The following is a 16,975-nucleotide window of genomic DNA, read 5'->3' as shown; positions in this document are numbered from 1 at the left end:
CCGGTTTATAGAAAGAGCGATGAGCTCATTTTGAAACTGACGAGATAAAATATCTCTTGTTTGATTTTGCAAGCAAAATCGTTTTACTCACTCGTTGTTCAGTTTTCAAAGATCAAACATTCAATGTCCACATCGGCGTTTTTTTCAACCCCTCAGCAACTTTTATAGTGTATCATATTTTCTAGAGTTATGTCAACACTTTTTTTAAAAGTGTTTTTCGCTCTTCTTGATAACACTTGAAGCGACAAGAAGTAATATATCATACTTTCCTTGCATTATGCAACTCTTTTTTTGAAATACTTAGTTAAGTAACAATACACTCGATATAAAGCTCTCTTTGCAGCATTAAGTTAATGATTTCCCCATCTACTTGAATCAACGGCCGAGTCGGATGATCTCGATCAGCGAAAATAATTTCCCCTGTACGGTTATCATTGAGGCGCACCTTGGTTCCATTATTGAATTGGGTTAACTTATGAATAAAAACTTGTACGACACTTGGGTCCAGCTTTCCAAATGATTCTGACTTGATTTGCTCTAGGACCAGATACGGTGATTGAGCAGGTCGGTATGTTTTCTCTAGAGTCATAGCATGGAATACATCAGCCACTCCAACGATTTTAGCGTAGATGTGGATTTGTTCCCCTTTAAGACGCAGTGGATATCCAGTACCGTCCACTTTCTCATGATGCTGAAGAGCTGCCAAACGCACACCTTCGTTAATAGCTTTCACATTTTTAAGCAACTGGTATCCTAGTGATGTATGGCGACGTATTTCTTCTTGCTCTTCCCACGTTAGTTTGGAGGGCTTGTACAGAATGACCGGGTCCATTTTAGCGTTCCCTATGTCATGAAGCAATCCAGCAAAGGCCACTTGCATCCAATCCTTTTGAGGTAATCCGATCCATTGTGCAATGGAGTAGGAAGTAAGGGAGGTTAGCACAGCGTTGTGAAAAATATAGTCCACTTCGATCATGGCGGGCGGAGTATAGGTCATTACATTATAGCGCTGAATGTGCACCAGTAAGGACTCCAATTGTCCCCGCAGTTCATATATAGATAAATTAGAGACGAGCACCGATTGAAATGCATTCTTAACGAGCATCACCATTTTGTCATACTCATCCTGAAATTGTTCAGATTCATCTCGTCCATCTAACGAAGGTCCTTGCGATTCAGATGTTCCAGATCGAACAGTCGTAGACTCGCTAATGGATTTTGTAAGATCATCCGTCCCTACCTCAACTTGCTGGATCAGGAACGCCTGTAAAATCTCCAAGTCACGCGGTAGCAGAATGCGCCCTTTCGGTAGCAGCAAGCTGCCCATTTCTGTAAATACATCGCTTTGCAATCTAAGTCCTGCTTTTAATTCGGATACGGGTACAGTTGTCATGGTCAACCTCTCTGTTCTCACAACAGCTGCTCCAGCTGCCAGTTATGATGTCATTATATTACTTGGGAATGATCCTGTACATTCATTTTATGCCATTTAAAGCATACTTGTCTGAATTCGTTAGCCAGAAAAAGAAAAAGACTCCCCGACCAAATAGTCAGAGAGTCTGTTCCATCTGAAATTTAATAACTACTGTTGTTTCCATATTCAGGCTCTTATTCGCCCTCAGAAGATTCTGGGTCGTTACCTTCCGCACCTTCTGTATTCGTTTCGAGAGTTGGTTCAACAGATGATAGAGATGAGCCCTCTCCAGCTTCCCCACCCTCTAATAATTCTTCAAGCAGTTCATCCTGCTCCTCATTCTTGTTCGCTCGACAAACAGTTGCAACCGAATCATCATCGCGAATATTAATCAGCCTTACCCCTTGTGTATTCCGACCCATCGTGGAGATTTCCCCCATGCTAGTCCGAATCAAGGTGCCACTAGCTGTAATGATCATCAGATCCTCTTCGGTTTTTACAACCTTGAGACCGACAACCGGACCATTTTTATCCGTAACATTAATCGTCTTGATCCCCTTACCTCCACGGCTTTGGATACGATAATCCACAACAGGGGTACGCTTGCCATAACCTTTGGCCGTTACAATCAGGATATCCAGGCTGGTATCTACGATGTCCATACCAATTACAGCATCACTCTCATCAAGGTTGATCCCTTTAACCCCTGTAGCGCTACGGCCCATAGACCGTACATCACTTTCAGGGAAACGGATAGACATGCCTTGTGCTGTACCAATAATCATTTCCTGTTGTCCGTCCGTCAGCTTCACTTCGATCAGGGCGTCATCTTCACGCAAGTTAATGGCAATCAAGCCACCTTTGCGGATATTTGCATAGTCGTCAAGTGGTGTCTTCTTTATGATTCCATGCTGGGTCGCAAAGAATAGATAGCTATCCTCCACAAATTCCTCGATTGGAATTACCGCATTGATCGACTCACCCTGTTCAATCTGAATCAGGTTAATAATCGGTGTTCCCCGGGCTGTCCGGCTAAGGTCAGGAATCTCATAGGCCTTAATCCGATATACCTTGCCCTTGTCGGTAAAGAATAACAAATGATGATGTGAATTCGTAATGAACAGATGCTCTACGAAATCCTCATCTTTGGTATCCATACCCACTACACCACGACCACCGCGTTTTTGACTGCGATAGGTAGTAACAGGAAGGCGTTTGATATATCCCGTATGGGTTACAGTAATAATAACATCTTCACGCGGAATGAGATCCTCATCCAGAATACTCTCTTCACCCACTGTAATTTCAGTGCGACGGTCATCAGCGAAGCGTTCCTTAAGTTCATTCAGCTCTTCGCTAATGATGTTGAGTACCAGATGCTCGTTCGCCAAAATCTCACGGTATTCCGCAATCTTTTGTATTAGCTCGTTATATTCGTTCTCGATCTTCTCACGTTCCAAACCGGTTAAGCGTTGCAGACGCATATCGAGAATAGCCTGAGACTGCTCAAGAGTGAGCGAGAAACGCTCAATCAGTCCTTCACGAGCTGCTTCCGCAGTTTGGGAAGAACGAATCAAAGCAATAACTTCGTCCAGATGGTCAAGGGCAATGCGCAAGCCTTCCAGAATGTGTGCTCTAGCTTCGGCTTTTTTCAGATCAAATTCTGTCCGGCGACGAATAACCTCGACCTGATGTTTGAGATAATGATACAAGACATCCTTCAGGTTCAAAATCTTCGGTTCGTTGTTTACAATGGCAAGCATATTAATACCGAAATTCGACTGCATAGCCGTATGTTTAAACAAATTATTCAGAACGACGTTCGGGTTCACGTCCCTACGCAACTCGATAACGACACGCATACCCGTACGGTCCGATTCATCCCGAAGATCCGTAATGCCTTCAATACGTTTGTCACGTACTAATTCGGCAATTTTCTCAACCAGACGAGCCTTATTCACTTGGTAAGGCAACTCATGCACGATAATCCGTGCTTTATTGCCAATCTCTTCTATGGTGGTCTTCGCACGCATGGTCACAGATCCGCGGCCAGTCTGGTACGCCTGACGGATACCAGAGCGTCCTAAAATATAACCTGCTGTCGGGAAATCGGGCCCTTGAATATAATCCATAAGTTCCATCGGCGTAATGTCGGGGTTTTCGATCAATGCTTGTACACCATCGATAACCTCTCCCAAGTTATGCGGAGGAATATTGGTAGCCATTCCGACTGCAATTCCGCCGACACCATTCACCAGCAAGTTAGGATAACGTGCAGGTAATACGACGGGCTCGCTCTCTTCACCATCGTAGTTCGGCATAAAATCAACGGTCTCTTTGTTCAAATCACGTAGCATTTCCATGGCAATCTTGGACAACCGTGCTTCGGTGTAACGCATCGCAGCCGCCATATCTCCATCCACGGAGCCAAAGTTACCGTGTCCATCCACCAACATATAACGCAAAGAAAAATCCTGCGCCATCCGCACCATCGTATCATATACAGCCGTATCACCATGAGGGTGATATTTACCGATAACTTCGCCGACGATTCTTGCCGATTTTTTGTAAGGCTTATCTGGCGACATGCCCAGCTCGGACATCGCGTACAAAATACGACGGTGTACCGGCTTCAGTCCGTCCCGCACATCAGGCAAGGCACGGCTAACAATAATACTCATGGCATAATCCATAAAGGATTCGCGCATTTCCACTCCGATATCCCTATTGATGATTTGCGAGTTATTTTGATCCGCCATGCTGGTCCTCCTTCTTATCCTTCAATACAATGCTCTCTATGTGAAAAGCCTAACAAGATACTGCCTATACACTCCGCTCTCTGCGCAGGATTTTGGCTGAAATCCTCATCTGTATAATTATATTACTTTCACAAAAAGAGCACAATTAAACACATCTGTCCTCTTTACAGCGTAAATCCCTCGTCATTCTCTCTCTGCCTGTAGCAGATCGCTATTCTCTTGTACAACTCACAAGCCCTGATTATAACAAATTCCCCAGAGCTGGGGATTAGCCCCCACCCTAAGGGCCTTTTCCACATACAATACGTATACGGTCAGGGTTCACTTAGCAAAATTCCGAAAAACGCCGTATTTCTCTATTATATCATTGTTTTACGCACTTGTCCTTTAGTTTCCCTTGTTTTGTCAAAGTGTTGCGGATTCCAAGTACATGACTCATATTTCGAAAAGAAAGGGATGAGATTACTTGTCTATTCAGCGAGTATCCAGTAAGTGGACCAAAACAAATGCCATTCTCCCCAATCCGACATTGGCCGCTTATGTACCGGAAACACGGTTGTACACATTTGATCACTTGAACGAAATGTTGGCCGTGTATGGTACTGTCTATATTAAGCCTGATAACGGTACTTATGGAAAAGGGGTTATGCGGGCAGAGAGGCTGACAGAACCGCTTCCGCCGACAGAAGAAGGAATCATCGAAGAGAGAACTTGGTATGTGCTTCGCTATGAAGTAGATACCTTCACCTTCGAAAGTCTAGAAGATCTGCATAGAGTGGTTTCTTCCCGCATACGAAAACGTCCATATCTGATCCAGCGTGGAATTCCACTTCTTCAGCATGAAGCACGCCCTTTCGATCTGAGGGTATTAACCCAGATGAACTTAAGACACCAATGGGAAACAACGCTTATTGTAGGACGCGTAGCTGCTCCTGACAAAGTCGTCACCAATCATCACAGCGGTGGGACAACGCGCTTTTTCAATGAGCTGGTCGCTCCATACATGGATGTAAAGGAATCTGTACGACTGGAGCAAAAATTATCAAAAATGGGCGAACGGGTAGCCTGGCAGTTGCAAAAAAGATACCCACGTTTAAGGGAAATAGGATTAGATGTGGGACTGGATCAGCAAAATTATCCGTGGATTCTGGAGGTTAACACGAGACCAGCAATCAAGGTGTTCTCTTCCCTTCCAAACAAAAGCCTCTATCATAAAATATTCAGATATGCAGTAGGCTACGGCCGGTACTCTTCATCCACGGGTAAAGCCATACGCTCTAAGAAAAAAGCCTAAAACAATGAGATTAAATGTTCAAATTCACCCGGGCTGGTTAATGACAAGAAAAGGGACGCCCCTTTGGGCGACCCTTGTGAACTCCTACAAAATACTACCTAATGAGCACGTAATACAGCCACTAGGAAAGAACATCACACATTAAAAATCAAGATTTTTCACGTACTTCGCATGTTCTTGGATAAAGTCACGACGAGGTTCTACATTATCACCCATCAAGGTATTGAACAGTGTATCAGCCAGCATCGCGTCACTGACAGTTACCTGAAGCATAGTACGACTCTCAGGGTCCATCGTAGTTTCCCAAAGTTGGGTCGCATTCATCTCACCCAAACCTTTATAGCGCTGTACATTGTACTTCGCGTTTTCTCCAAATTCCCTGATGATCTCATCACGTTCCGCCTCGGAGTTCGCATAACGTACAACTTTGTTACGCTCTACTTTGAATAGTGGTGGCTGAGCAATATAAATATAGCCTGCATCAATGATTTTACGCATGTACCGATAGAAGAACGTCAGCAACAACGTACGAATATGGGCACCATCGACATCCGCATCTGTCATGATAATGACCTTGTGATAACGGGCTTTGGCGATGTCAAAGTCGTCTCCGATCCCTGTGCCCATTGCTGTTACCATCGACCGGATTTCATCACTGGACAAAATACGGTCCAAGCGTGCCTTTTCGACATTCAGGATTTTACCGCGAATCGGCAAAATAGCTTGAAAGTGACGATCACGACCCTGCTTGGCCGAACCCCCTGCTGAGTCACCTTCGACGATGTACAGTTCACTAATCGAAGCATCCTTAGAGGAGCAATCTGCCAGCTTGCCTGGGAGCGAACTGATTTCCAGCGCGCTTTTACGACGTGTAAGCTCACGCGCTTTACGCGCTGCTTCCCGGGCACGTGCTGCTTGTAATGATTTATCAACCACACGGCGGGAAACAGACGGATTTTCCTCTAGGAATTCCTGGAGTTTCTCTGCGAATAGGGATTCGACAATCCCTCGCACCTCACTGTTCCCCAGCTTTGTCTTGGTCTGACCCTCAAACTGTGGTTCTGGAATTTTGACGGAGATAATCGCCGTCAATCCTTCACGCACATCATCACCGGTCAAGTTGGCATTGTTGTCCTTAATCAAGCCATTTTTACGTGCATAATCGTTAATAATCCGGGTTAATGCACTCTTGAAGCCTGATTCGTGAGTTCCGCCCTCATGGGTATTGATGTTGTTAGCAAAAGAATAAATATTCTCGGTATAGCTGTCGTTATATTGCAAAGCAACTTCGACTTGAATCATATCACGCGAGCCTTCGACATAAATCGGCTGTTCATGTAACGCTTCTCTTTTTTGATTCAAGAATTGCACATATTCACTGATTCCGCCCTCGTAATGGAATGTATCGCTGGCTCCCGTCCGTTCATCAGTCAAGCTGATTGCAATGCCTTTGTTCAGGAAAGCCAACTCACGAATCCGCGTTTGGAGCGTATCATAATCATATACGGTCGTTTCTGTAAAGATTTGATCGTCCGGATAGAAGGTCGTTTGGGTACCCGTCTCGTCTGTATCACCGATGACTCTGACATCATACTGCGGAGCACCACGGTGATATTCCTGCTCATACAGATGTCCGTCCCGTTTAACATGAACGATCATTTTGCTGGAGAGAGCGTTCACTACCGATACACCAACCCCGTGCAGACCACCGGATACCTTGTACCCTCCGCCTCCGAATTTACCGCCGGCGTGAAGTACAGTCATAACGACTTCCAGCGCAGATTTTTTCATTTTGGCGTGTTCGCTTACCGGAATACCGCGTCCGTTATCTGTAACGGTAACGCTGTTATCTTCGTGAACCACAACTTGAATGCTGTCACAATAACCCGCCAGCGCTTCGTCAATGCTGTTGTCCACAACTTCCCAGACCAGATGATGGAGACCTTTGGCGCTCGTGGAGCCAATATACATCCCGGGACGTTTCCGAACCGCTTCCAGGCCCTCGAGGACCTGAATCTCGCCCGCATCATAAGACGGTTGATTCATAGACATGCCTTTCACCTACTTCTATAGATTCTATGGTTAAGCATTGGCAACAAACTGGTTTGCCCGCTTTTTGAGTGTTGTTGAGGAGATGGGGGAATAATACACCGTATTCTGAGTCACTACGATGGACTTGGCTTCCTCTTCGCCAATCATCTCGACATGCTTTTGCTGTTGGGCGTGGTTCACATATTGCTTGGAGATTTTAGAGGATTTTTCAATCGAGATATCGAAAATAGCCACAAGCTCTGACGAGCGGATGATTTTTTCTCCACCCAGATGAATATACATAGCGGTCACTCACTCCTTAGTGTTCCACATGCCCGTCGTGGACGTGATAAATATTGGCATCCTTGAGTCGTTCTGCGTTCAAAGTCTCAACCCCGGTTGCCGTGATAAAGGTCTGTACCTTGCTTTGGAAAGTCTCGATCAGCTGGGTCTGACGATAGGGGTCCAGCTCGGACAAAACATCATCCAGCAGCAAGACAGGATATTCACCAATTTCCTCATGAATTAACTCTATTTCGGCCAACTTCAAGGACAGGGCCGTCGTCCGCTGCTGCCCCTGAGAGCCATACGTATGCACTTCTCTGCCGTTAATGGCAAAGGCCAAATCGTCACGATGGGGTCCCGCCAAAGTCATGCCACGGCGGATTTCCTGTTCCCTCATTTGGGATAACTTTATCATAAATCGCTCCAATAAGACAGCTTCATCTTCTTCCTCTGGCTCACTGAAGGAGGGAACATAGGTTAATTTTAACTCTTCAGTCCCACCTGCGATCCCTTCATGAATGGCCTGAGCCCACTTTTGTAGCTTTGTTATAAATTGTTTCCGCTTTTTAACAATTTTAACACCATGCTCAACAAGTTGCTCATTCCATACCTCCAGCATCAGCTGCACTGACGCCATATCCTTACCCCAAGCTTGCTTGAGCAGGTTGTTTCGCTGAACCAATACTTTCTGATATTGCTGCAAATGATACAGATATCCTGGCGCAACCTGTCCGATTTCCATGTCAAGAAACCGGCGGCGAACCCCCGGTGTCCCTTTCACAATTTCCAGATCCTCAGGTGCAAACATGACCACATTTAACGAACCGATAAAATCGCTCAGTTTTCGCTGCTCCAGTCCGTTGATCTTTGCTTTTTTGCCTTGTGTGGATAACGCGAGATCCAGTCTGATTTTCCCGTATTTTTTATCCACATCCGCAGCTAGGTGAGTGGAAGTAGCCCCGAAAGAGATTAACTCCTTGTCGCGGGACGTTCGATGACTTTTGGTTAAAGCCAGTACAAAAATCGCCTCTACCAGATTCGTTTTGCCCTGCGCATTTTGTCCGATCAGCAAATTAACGGGCCCAAATTCATTCAGCTCCAGCTGTTCATAGTTCCGGTACTGCTGCAAAACAATGTTGTTCACAAACACATAGGGTCCCCCTTGTTACTCCGTACCTAAAAGGAGTCCTTGCCACCCAGGCGATCATGCTCCTGCTGTAACTTCGAAACTTCCGTTGTCCTCTACTTCTACGGTATCACCCGGGTACAGTTTTCTTCCACGACGTTCTTCCGGTTCACCATTCACACGGACTTGTCCTTCTTGCAGCAGGGCTTTAGCCATGCCTCCTGTGGATACACAATCGGCTAATTTTAAAAATTGATCGAGCTTAATGTATTCGGTTTGTATAGATATCTGTTTCAAGGCTTGTTCATCCTTTCGCTTGTCCTCGGGTGGGTTAACGCTAAACGTCAGTTGGTTGTGCGATATGGCAGGATGATATACAGCGCATTGCTGGAATCAGCCGGTTTTAAAATAATGGGGCTCATAATGCCGGTAAAAGCAATCGTCAGTTGCTCGCTGTCAATCACCTTCAGCACGTCGAGCATGTATTTAGAGTTGAACGAAATTTTGAGCGGCTCTCCCTCAAATTTGGACACAGTTACTTCCTCACGCACTTTGCCAAGCTCAGAGGAACTAGAGGAAATCTCCAAACCGCCATTTTCCAGCGACTGCATTTTTACAATATTCGTTTTTTCCTCACGGGACAGCAAATAAGCACGGTCAATTGACTCACTTAAACTTTTTGTATCCACAATCAGTTCTGTTTTGTAGGAGGTCGGAATAATTCTAGAAGTATCAGGATAGGTGCCGTCCAAGATGCGGGAATAAAATAGCACCCGATCTACTTTGAATAATACCTGATTGTCCGCTACTACGATATCCACAAGCATATTTTGATCTGGAATAATTCTGCTCAGCTCATTCAGCGTTTTGCCCGCAATGACAACATTGCTAAAACGCAAGCCTTCAGACGTCTCCAAATGAGCGCTACGGGTGGCAAGGCGGTGGCGGTCCGTTGCCACAAACTTCAATTCACCCTCAGCCAGATTCCACAACACGCCAGTTAAAATCGGTGTCGTTTCGTGGGTGGAGATGGAGAATACCGTCTGTTTAATCATATTTTTAAGTAAATCTCCTGGTACAGAGATGACTTGATTTTCTTCAATGTTGGGAAGCACCGGGAATTCTTCAGGGTCCAAGCCAACAATCTGAATTTCAGTTGCGCCGGACGAGATAAAGGTTTGGAATTGGTCTTTTACCTCCATATGGATCTCCTGCGACGGCAACTTTTTGATAATTTCGACAAAGAATTTGGCAGGCAGCACAACACTGCCGGGTTGTTCGACCTGAACAACAGTTTGGTCACCATCCTCCATCGGAATAAAGGATTGAATGGAGATGTCTGTATCGCTGGCGGTCAGCGTTACTCCCTGGTGATTCACATCCAGCTTAATACCACTCAGAATTGGAATCGTAGTCCGACTTGATATCGCTTTGGATACATGTTGTATAGCCTCGTTCAAAACGTTTTTCAGAATGCTGATCTTCATAAGTTCCTCCTACGGGTTTTAATCCTTCAAGCACGCGTTGACGCGGGCCTTATTTAGGTGATGTATATCTTTAAAATATATTAGTAATAGTAATAGGCGCACTGAATATGTGGATAAGTCACTGTAACCCTAATAAAATCAAGCCTATCCACATGTGTATAAATTGTGTATAGGCTCTGAACTTATTCAGGTTGGATTTTTGATTTTTTCTATTAGGCTGTTGATAACTTTAAACAGATCCTGATCCACTTGAATGGATTTGGAGATTTTTTCGTGCGCATGAATGACAGTCGTATGATCACGCCCACCGAAGGCTTCGCCGATTTTTGGCAAAGAATAGTCGGTTAGCTCACGAGACAGGTACATGGCAATCTGTCGTGGAAAAGCTACAGCCTTCGTCCGCTTACGCGCTTTAAAATCCTCCAGCCGTAGATTGTAAAATTCCCCGACTTGATGCTGTATATCCTGAATCGTGATCATTTTTGGACGACTGGACGGGATAATATCTTTCAACGCCTCAGCCGCGAGATGACTTGTGACATCCTGATTGGTTAAGGAGGAATAAGCGACAACGCGAATAAGCGCCCCTTCCAGCTCACGGATGTTTGTATCAATTTGATTAGCGATATACATCATGGCCTCATTAGGAATATCCAGGTTCTCCGCCCGCGCCTTTTTCCGAAGAATAGCAATTCTCGTCTCCAGATCCGGCGGTTGAATATCCGTAATAAGTCCCCACTCAAAGCGAGAGCGCAGTCGTTCTTCCAGCGTTGGAATTTCTTTAGGCGGCCGATCGCTTGAGATTATAATCTGCTTGCGTTCCTCATGAAGGGCGTTGAACGTGTGGAAAAATTCCTCCTGCGTCGATTCCTTGCCCGCAATGAATTGAATATCATCAATGAGCAAAATATCAATGTTGCGATATTTATTCCGGAAACTTTCCCCGCGGTTGTCCCGGATGGCATTAATGAATTCATTCGTAAACTTCTCCGACGATAAATAAACGACCTTGCTGGTCGGATTGTGCTCCAAAATATAGTGTCCGATAGCGTGCATCAGATGCGTTTTCCCCAGCCCCACACCACCGTATAAAAACAGCGGATTGTAAGCTTTTGCCGGCGCCTCGGCGACGGCCAGCGATGCCGCATGGGCAAAACGGTTCCCCGATCCGATGACGAATGTATCGAATGTATATTTGGGATTCAGCATATGGGACACAGCTTCTTCATGAACGACCGGCTGCTGCTGAGGTTGTTGCTGAAGGTCGACCTCGGCGGGCTTGTTCTCTTCAATAACGAACTTGACCTCTAGTTGTTTGCCCAAAATTTCATAAACCGTTGCTCCGACTAGCTTGGTATAGCGGCTTTCAAGCCATTCCACGGCAAAAGTTGTCGGTGCAGAAATCACAATGGAGTGGTCATTTAGTTTCGCTGCCTTGGTAGCCTTAAACCAAGTGTCGTAACTCGGCTTACTCAGCTTGGTTTGTATGATGGATAGAATTTGCTGCCATAGTTCAGAGGTATGGCTGTCCACAGACGTCACTCCTTTTAAATCCTGACATTTTACCGAATTAAGCTGCAGAGAGCTGCTCTCGGCGCTTCGGCAAAACGCCTAAATCCCAAAAATGTTGTAGAAGGCCATAAAAAGACATACCGCCGCCTAAATCATGCGGCAGTGTGGTGAGAGAACGCAGCACAAAATGACCCTGAAAAATAGCTAATGGAAATTCCGCTGCTGATCAGCAGAAGAAAGGCGATATTTCTCAGGAGGGAATGTGCGGCACGATCCGTTCTCTTGATCCCGCAGGCCAAAACGGGACTGCAATATGTCGAAATCAAATGAAAAATGTAGAATATATCCCCAGAATCCCGAATCCGCACAAAAATAAAAAGATGGATAAATTGAACTTGTTCACAACTTTATCCACAGGGTGTTGATAATATGGAGGGTAAAACAACATATTCACATTCAAAAGTAATATCATCATAGCAAAAGAAGCCTTGTATTTCAATGACTGGTGGTTATTTATCCACAAATTCAATCTGTTGTGTACAATTTTTATTCACAACACAAGATATTGTTTATAATTTGTTCAGTTTTCGACAATAACTCTTTTTTACTCTAAAATGTTATGCACAGGTTATGACCATTTAAATCACAATTCAGTTCTTTTTGTGGATCTGTGTATAACAGCCGTTGCCTTTTGGTCACAGAGGCTTATTTTTCTGTTGAAAATTTCCGGTAACGTTTCCGACATTATTTTTGAACGAACCTGATAACGTCGATCTGAAAATAGGATGGATTCAAGTTACAGAATGAATAAATGTAAAAAACCGTTTTTGGAGGAGCGAAAACTACAAATAGAATGCTGATGATGGAGGGAGAGGTGAAAGAAGTTTTATGAAGTAAGGGGATAAAAGAGTGAAGTGAGTGAGCGGGAGGAAGGGGAGGAGGCTTCCTGAATGCGAAAAAGAGGGAGAGGATTCACAAGTACATTGACTTTGGCCGCTATTTGTGGTTAAATGTACAAAGGTGTTTTTTGTGGAGATTGCTACGTTAGGTATATTCCATATAAAACGTATTCCTTGTAAGGAGGTGCAGCACAATGAGACCGACTTTCAGACCGAATGTCAGCAAACGTAAAAAAGTTCACGGCTTCCGTAAAAGAATGAGCACGAAGAATGGCCGTAAAGTTTTGGCAGCTCGTCGCCAAAAAGGTAGAAAAGTATTGAGTGCGTAATGCGTGCATAAAGACCACTACGGTGGTCTTTTTTTTCATAATTGAGGTATTCAGGGATCGGATTCCTTCTTTTATTGTTGTAAAAAATGTAGTGAAAGAAGAGGGAGAAGTCCAGCATCCTGTCCTATATTAGATGAAGCTTTTGAAAACGGATATAAAATAAGCGAGATTACCATGTTGGAATGTTGTCCATACTTCTTACTATATAAAAGGTAAAGGTTAGCTTACCGACATGTGTAAAAGAGATGAGCAAGGAGAAGCGCCGTGCAAAAAAAATTGCGTCTACGAAACCGGGCGGACTTTGGGCGCGTATACCGCCATGGCAAATCTTTTGCCAACCATCAGTTTGTGGTGTACTGGTTCCGCCGCAGAGAGGTAGAGCAGTTCCGCGTCGGAATTTCGGCCAGCAAGAAGATCGGCAACGCAGTAGTTCGCAACCGGATGCGCAGAATCGTTAAGGAAATTGTGCGCCATCATGAGCATGAATTGGTGGAGCAGATTGACCTGATTTTTATCGTTCGTAAGGGTGCGGTTACAATGTCGTATCAAGAGCTGGAGAAAAGCGTGCTGCACGTTCTACGCAAAGCCTCGCTGCTCAAGTCTTCACGCCGATAGTCAGTATCTTTGTCCTACAGGATATGGTATGATTTACGTTGGAATGGATTGGTTAAGAAAGGGGTTATGAAGTGTCGCGTTTGAAGACTCAACGAGGAAAATGGTTCCTCCTGATTGCCTTATTGGCACTTGTTGCTGTGCTGTCCGGATGTGCTCAGACGGCCCACAATTCTTACACGACGGCAGACTTGGCCAATGGATCGTTTTGGCAAAGATATGTCGTTTACTGGTTTTCGTATGCGTTAGATACATTTGCCCAATGGTTCTCTGGAGAGTATGGCCTGGCCGTACTGATTCTGGTGATTATCGTGCGAACCATTATTTTGCCGCTTACACTCAAGCAAGTACGTAGTTCCAAAGCTATGCAGGCCATTCAGCCGCAATTAAAAGAAATTCAAGCGAAGTACAAGGATACGCCTGAAAAAGTCCAGCAAGAGACGATGAAGTTGTTCCAGGAAAATAAGGTCAACCCGATGGCTGGCTGTCTTCCTTTGGTAGTACAGATGCCAATTTTCATCGCGCTTTATAATGCCATTTATTATAACTCGGCATTGCGGGATCATGACTTCTTGTGGCTCCAGTTAGGTAAACCGGATCACTTGTTTATCCTGCCGATTTTGGCAGCGATTACGACTTTTGTCCAAACCTGGATGATGATGAAAATGAATCCGACGCCGCAGCAGGGACCAATGCAATTTTTGCTGTACGTCTATCCAGTGCTGATTCTTTTCATGTCGTACAACTTCCCATCCGCTTTGCCGTTGTACTGGTTCTACAGTAATATTTACACGATCATTCAAAACTATTTCCTTTATCGGAATAAGGATAAAGAAGCAGCACTGGCGAATGTGAAAACAGCCAGTCTCGCGAAAACAGGTTCCTCCAATAGTAAGAAAAAAAGTGGCAAAAACACGAAGGGGGCTAAAAAGTCGAGATGACCAAAGTCGTGACATCAGGAAAAACCGTTGAAGATGCTGTAAGACAAGGACTCTCCCAGCTGGGAGTAAGCCGTGAACGGGTAACCGTAAGCGTGTTGGAACAGCCGTCAAAAGGATTCCTGGGGTGGCTCGGGGTCAAGAAGGCGAAGGTGGAGCTTACGCTGCTCTCTGAGCGGTCTCCTGAAACCACACACGCGGCTGAACCTCATGTATCGGCTCAAGCACCTTCTAGCGTGGGACAGGCTTTATCAGAAGAAACTGGGCCTGTTGCACAGGAAGCACAGATGAACATGGGAGCACCCTCGGGACATATAGATCCTTATGAAGAGGCGGTGCGTTTCATCCGTGAAACAGCAGCAGGAATGGGATTGGACGTTAAAGTTGATGTCCGCCACCGCAAGGATGAAAGTACACTGGATATCTCCGGTCCGTCACTCGGTATGTTGATCGGCCGCAGAGGACAGACATTGGATGCATTACAGTACCTGACGAATATCGTTGCCAACCGTCATTCTGACAAATTCATCCGAATTGTGCTGGATGCCGAGCAATTTCGTGCACGTCGGCAAAAAACGCTGGAGGATTTGGCAGATCGGTTGGCAAACCAGGCTATTCGTTATGGCAAGGAAGTGGTACTGGAGCCAATGCCGTCACAGGAGCGGAAGCTGATTCACGCCAAGCTCCAACAGCATGCGCTGGTTAGAACATACAGCAAGGGGGACGAGCCCAATCGGCGCGTCGTCATTGCTAAAAAATAATCCGACGCAATGGCTCTCTGCAAGATGCAGAAGCCATTGCTTTTTTTCTTATATTTCTCGCTGAAACGGCTGCCGTCCTTGATGAAGGACGGCAATGTCGTTTCTACATGATAGGAGGTAGAAACTTTATGCTGAGCGATACTATAGCTGCCATTGCAACGGCTGTCGGCGAGGGCGGCATTGCGGTTGTACGGATCAGCGGTCCAGAAGCGGTCACGGAAGTGGAGGCTTTGTTCCGTAGTAAAACGCCTCTAAGCAAGGCTCCAACTCACACGGTACATTATGGACATATAATAGATCCTCAAAGCCAGGAAAAGGTGGAGGAAGTTTTAGTTACAGTGATGCGGGCTCCACGCTCTTTTACGACAGAAGATGTCGTAGAAATCAGCACTCATGGCGGGGTCGTAGCCGTCAAACGGGTGATGGATTTACTATTGCTGCAAAATATACGTCTGGCTGAGCCAGGTGAATTTACGAAACGTGCTTTTTTGAATGGTCGTATTGACCTGAGTCAGGCGGAGGGCGTTATTGACTTGATTCGCTCCAAATCAGATAAAGCTTTTTCGGTGGCTTTGAAGCAGGTGGATGGACAACTGTCCCAGAATATTCGTCGCTTGCGTCATGTTTTGGTGGAGACACTTGCTCATATTGAAGTGAACATTGATTATCCTGAGCATGATGTTGAATCTTTTACATCTGACTTAATCAAGGATAAAAGCAGTCAGGTCATGACGGAAATTGATCGGCTGTTGCATACGGCGGAGCAGGGAAAGATTTTACGTGAAGGGCTGACCACAGCGATTGTTGGAAGACCAAATGTGGGCAAATCATCACTGCTGAACACATTGGCTCAGGGCGAGCGGGCAATTGTGACCGATATTCCGGGTACAACCCGTGACGTTATTGAGGAATATGTGACGATTAATAGTATTCCGCTCAAGCTGCTGGATACAGCCGGGATTCGTGAAACGATGGACGTAGTGGAACGGATCGGAGTAGAACGTTCGAGAACGGCGGTTAGTGAAGCGGATCTGCTGCTCATCGTCATTAACGCCAACGAACCACTGCATGAGGATGAAATGGCATTAATGGAACAAATCCGCGGTAGACAAGCGATTGTCATTATGAATAAAATGGACTTACCGGCCCAAGTAGACCGGGATTTGTTGCTGCGTTATGTTCCCGAAGAGCTTATCGTACCGATGTCTGTGAAGGAAAATGAGGGAGCGGACCGACTGGAGCAGGCTATATCGAATTTATTCTTTAGCGGCAAGCTGGAATCAGCGGATATGACATATGTCAGCAACGTACGGCATATTGCTTTGTTGAAGAAGGCGCGGCAATCGCTGGTAGATGCCTATGAAGCCGCTGATCAATTTGTTCCGATCGACATGATCCAGATTGATGTAAGGCTGGCATGGGAGCATTTGGGTGAGATTGTAGGCGATACTGCGCATGATGCGCTAATAGATCAAATATTTTCACAATTTTGTCTGGGCAAATAGAACTTTCAAGCATGGCTGATATA

14 protein-coding genes are annotated in these 16,975 nt (G+C 45.4%); 6 read left to right on the top strand and 8 right to left on the bottom strand.

Annotated elements, in window-relative coordinates; genetic code table 11:
- Positions 1-304: 304 nt before the first annotated feature.
- Both MKX30_RS19925 and gyrA read right to left on the bottom strand, forming a co-directional pair.
- Positions 305-1,393 (bottom strand): HD-GYP domain-containing protein, encoded by a 1,089-nt coding sequence (locus tag MKX30_RS19925; RefSeq protein WP_023986419.1) that lies wholly within the window; start codon positions 1,391-1,393, stop codon positions 305-307.
- A gap of 215 nt (positions 1,394-1,608) precedes the next feature.
- A complete protein-coding gene (gene gyrA, locus MKX30_RS19920; RefSeq protein ID WP_053324310.1) occupies positions 1,609-4,173 on the bottom strand; it encodes a DNA gyrase subunit A in 2,565 nt (854 codons plus the stop codon).
- A 466-nt stretch (positions 4,174-4,639) separates the two neighbouring features.
- Here gyrA and MKX30_RS19915 point away from each other — a divergent pair, with 466 nt between their 5' ends.
- On the top strand, positions 4,640-5,467 hold the full coding sequence (locus MKX30_RS19915) for a YheC/YheD family protein (protein WP_023986417.1): 828 nt from the start codon (positions 4,640-4,642) through the stop codon (positions 5,465-5,467).
- A gap of 141 nt (positions 5,468-5,608) precedes the next feature.
- Here the strand turns inward: MKX30_RS19915 and gyrB are convergent, their stop codons facing one another.
- The 6 genes from gyrB to dnaA all read right to left on the bottom strand — a co-directional run bounded on the left by gyrB (position 5,609) and on the right by dnaA (position 11,929).
- A complete protein-coding gene (gene gyrB, locus MKX30_RS19910; protein ID WP_013308100.1) occupies positions 5,609-7,519 on the bottom strand; it encodes a DNA topoisomerase (ATP-hydrolyzing) subunit B in 1,911 nt (636 codons plus the stop codon).
- A 30-nt stretch (positions 7,520-7,549) separates the two neighbouring features.
- Positions 7,550-7,801 carry an extracellular matrix regulator RemB gene (remB, locus tag MKX30_RS19905; protein ID WP_007433255.1) on the bottom strand — a complete coding sequence of 84 codons (252 nt, stop codon included), beginning with the start codon at positions 7,799-7,801 and terminating at the stop codon, positions 7,550-7,552.
- A gap of 16 nt (positions 7,802-7,817) precedes the next feature.
- A complete protein-coding gene (gene recF / locus MKX30_RS19900; protein WP_013308098.1) occupies positions 7,818-8,933 on the bottom strand; it encodes a DNA replication/repair protein RecF in 1,116 nt (371 codons plus the stop codon).
- A gap of 54 nt (positions 8,934-8,987) precedes the next feature.
- Positions 8,988-9,206: a S4 domain-containing protein YaaA gene (gene yaaA / locus MKX30_RS19895; RefSeq protein ID WP_023986416.1), complete on the bottom strand. Its 219-nt coding sequence runs from the start codon at positions 9,204-9,206 to the stop codon at positions 8,988-8,990.
- Positions 9,207-9,253: 47 nt separating this feature from the next.
- A complete protein-coding gene (gene dnaN / locus MKX30_RS19890) occupies positions 9,254-10,396 on the bottom strand; it encodes a DNA polymerase III subunit beta (RefSeq protein ID WP_023986415.1) in 1,143 nt (380 codons plus the stop codon).
- 186 nt (positions 10,397-10,582) lie between these two features.
- The gene (gene dnaA, locus MKX30_RS19885; protein ID WP_023986414.1) at positions 10,583-11,929 is read right to left on the bottom strand and encodes a chromosomal replication initiator protein DnaA; all 1,347 of its coding nucleotides are present in this window, start codon (positions 11,927-11,929) and stop codon (positions 10,583-10,585) included.
- 1,072 nt (positions 11,930-13,001) lie between these two features.
- Here dnaA and rpmH point away from each other — a divergent pair.
- The 5 genes from rpmH (at position 13,002) to mnmE (ending at position 16,952) form a co-directional block, all read left to right on the top strand.
- A complete protein-coding gene (gene rpmH / locus MKX30_RS19880) occupies positions 13,002-13,136 on the top strand; it encodes a 50S ribosomal protein L34 (protein WP_007433250.1) in 135 nt (44 codons plus the stop codon).
- 264 nt (positions 13,137-13,400) lie between these two features.
- Positions 13,401-13,751, top strand: coding sequence for a ribonuclease P protein component (gene rnpA, locus MKX30_RS19875; protein ID WP_013312817.1), 351 nt, complete (start codon positions 13,401-13,403; stop codon positions 13,749-13,751).
- Between the two features lie 71 nt (positions 13,752-13,822).
- Positions 13,823-14,689 carry a YidC/Oxa1 family membrane protein insertase gene (locus MKX30_RS19870; RefSeq protein ID WP_023991157.1) on the top strand — a complete coding sequence of 289 codons (867 nt, stop codon included), beginning with the start codon at positions 13,823-13,825 and terminating at the stop codon, positions 14,687-14,689.
- Positions 14,686-15,447: an RNA-binding cell elongation regulator Jag/EloR gene (jag, locus tag MKX30_RS19865; RefSeq protein WP_341063309.1), complete on the top strand. Its 762-nt coding sequence runs from the start codon at positions 14,686-14,688 to the stop codon at positions 15,445-15,447. Before MKX30_RS19870 ends, jag begins: the two co-directional genes overlap by 4 nt.
- 128 nt (positions 15,448-15,575) lie before the next feature.
- Positions 15,576-16,952 (top strand): tRNA uridine-5-carboxymethylaminomethyl(34) synthesis GTPase MnmE, encoded by a 1,377-nt coding sequence (gene mnmE / locus MKX30_RS19860; RefSeq protein ID WP_013312814.1) that lies wholly within the window; start codon positions 15,576-15,578, stop codon positions 16,950-16,952.
- Positions 16,953-16,975: the final 23 nt, after the last annotated feature.

The sequence above is a fragment of the Paenibacillus sp. FSL P2-0173 genome, from assembly GCF_038008045.1.
GTDB classification, from domain to species: Bacteria; Bacillota; Bacilli; order Paenibacillales; family Paenibacillaceae; genus Paenibacillus; species Paenibacillus polymyxa_B.
This window is presented reverse-complemented; position numbering and strand designations above follow the sequence as displayed.

Coding starts and splice junctions, on each gene's coding strand:
- MKX30_RS19925 (WP_023986419.1), bottom strand. CDS start 1,393: ATGACAACTGTACCCGTATCCGAATTAAAAGCAGGACTTAGATTGCAA.
- gyrA (WP_053324310.1), bottom strand. CDS start 4,173: ATGGCGGATCAAAATAACTCGCAAATCATCAATAGGGATATCGGAGTG.
- gyrB (WP_013308100.1), bottom strand. CDS start 7,519: ATGTCTATGAATCAACCGTCTTATGATGCGGGCGAGATTCAGGTCCTC.
- remB (WP_007433255.1), bottom strand. CDS start 7,801: ATGTATATTCATCTGGGTGGAGAAAAAATCATCCGCTCGTCAGAGCTT.
- dnaN (WP_023986415.1), bottom strand. CDS start 10,396: ATGAAGATCAGCATTCTGAAAAACGTTTTGAACGAGGCTATACAACAT.
- rpmH (WP_007433250.1), top strand. CDS start 13,002: ATGAGACCGACTTTCAGACCGAATGTCAGCAAACGTAAAAAAGTTCAC.
- jag (WP_341063309.1), top strand. CDS start 14,686: ATGACCAAAGTCGTGACATCAGGAAAAACCGTTGAAGATGCTGTAAGA.
- mnmE (WP_013312814.1), top strand. CDS start 15,576: ATGCTGAGCGATACTATAGCTGCCATTGCAACGGCTGTCGGCGAGGGC.